Here is a 1,853-nt window from a genome sequence, read left to right as displayed (position 1 = left end):
TTTATGCCGTTATTTTTTAATGTTTTGGAGCTTTCTGATGTTGAACATTACCTTGCCGGACGGTTCGGTCCGCCAATATGAATCACCCGTTACCGTGGCGCAAATTGCAGCGTCTATCGGTGCAGGTTTGGCAAAGGCAACGGTAGCGGGCAAGGTTAACGGTAAATTGGTGGATGCTTGCGATCCGATTACCGAAGATGCCCACGTTCAAATCATTACGCCTAAAGACAAAGAAGGCGTGGAAATTATCCGCCACTCCTGCGCGCACTTGGTCGGTCATGCGGTCAAGCAGCTCTACCCAGATGCCAAAATGGTTATCGGCCCGGTGATTGAAGACGGGTTCTATTACGATATCGCAACTGAAAAACCATTTACGCCTGATGATGTAGCAGCCATCGAAGCGCGCATGAAAGAGTTGATTGCACAAGACTATGACATTATTAAAGTGATGACGCCTCGTGCAGAAACCATCAAAATTTTCCAAGATCGCGGCGAAGAGTATAAATTGCGTCTGATTGAAGACATGCCTGAAGTGGAAGCAATGGGCATGTATCATCATCAAGAATACGTCGATATGTGCCGCGGTCCTCACGTTCCCAATACCCGTTTCTTGAAAAACTTCAAGCTGACCAAGCTGGCAGGCGCATACTGGCGCGGCGACAGCAACAATGAAATGTTGCAACGTATTTACGGTACGGCTTGGGCAAGCAAAGACGAATTAAAAGCCTATATCCAACGCATCGAGGAAGCGGAAAAACGCGACCACCGTAAGCTGGGTAAACAATTGGATTTGTTCCACCTGCAAGATGAAGCGCCGGGCATGGTGTTCTGGCATCCTAAAGGCTGGACTTTGTGGCAAGTGATTGAGCAGCATATGCGCAAAGAGCTGAATGCTGCCGGTTATAAAGAGGTAAAAACGCCTCAGATTATGGATAAAACCTTCTGGGAAAAATCCGGCCACTGGGAAAACTATAAAGACAATATGTTCGTGACCAGTTCCGAAAAACGCGAATACGCGGTTAAACCGATGAACTGTCCGGGTCATGTGCAAATTTTCAATAACGGCTTGCGCTCATATCGCGATTTGCCGATGCGTTTGGCTGAGTTTGGTTCTTGCCACCGCAATGAACCAAGCGGTGCGTTGCATGGTCTGATGCGTGTTCGCGGTTTTGTGCAAGATGATGCGCATATCTTCTGTACCGAAGATCAAATCGTCGATGAGGCACGTGCATTCAATGAATTATTGGTTCGTATTTACAAACAATTCGGCTTCCATGATGTTGCTGTGAAGTTGTCCCTCCGTCCTGAACAACGTGCAGGTTCTGACGAAGTTTGGGATAAAGCCGAACAAGGCCTGCGTGACGCATTGACTGCTTGCGGCGTAGAGTGGGAAGAGTTGCCTGGCGAAGGTGCATTCTATGGTCCTAAGATTGAGTACCATGTCAAAGATGCCTTGGGTCGCTCTTGGCAGTGCGGTACCCTGCAGTTGGACTTCGTATTGCCGGAGCGTTTGAATGCAGAATATGTAACAGAAAACAACGACCGTGCGCGTCCTGTAATGTTGCACCGTGCTATTTTGGGTTCATTGGAGCGCTTCATCGGTATTCTGATTGAAAACCATGCAGGCTCATTCCCATTGTGGCTTGCTCCGGTTCAAATGGTGATTATGAATATCACCGAAAACCAAGCAGATTATTGTCGCGAAGTGGCTGCTAAATTACAGGCAGCAGGCTTCCGTGTCGAATTGGATTTGCGTAACGAAAAAATCGGTTACAAAATCCGTGACAACAGCCAATACCGTTTCCCTTATCAAATCGTTGTCGGCGATAAAGAGAAACAAGAAAACAAAGTTG

At 47.4% G+C, this 1,853-nt stretch carries 1 protein-coding gene; it reads left to right on the top strand.

Annotated elements, in window-relative coordinates; all coding sequences use genetic code 11:
- Positions 1–37 precede the first annotated feature (37 nt).
- Positions 38–1,853 (top strand): threonine--tRNA ligase (gene thrS / locus ACTHUM_RS12835; protein WP_440403036.1); only part of this gene is annotated, 1,816 nt, incomplete at its 3' end.

It is taken from the genome of Neisseria sp. P0021.S006, from assembly GCF_051956895.1.
The sequence above is the reverse complement of the archived record's forward strand: the minus strand, read 5'-3'. Positions and strand labels throughout refer to the sequence as shown.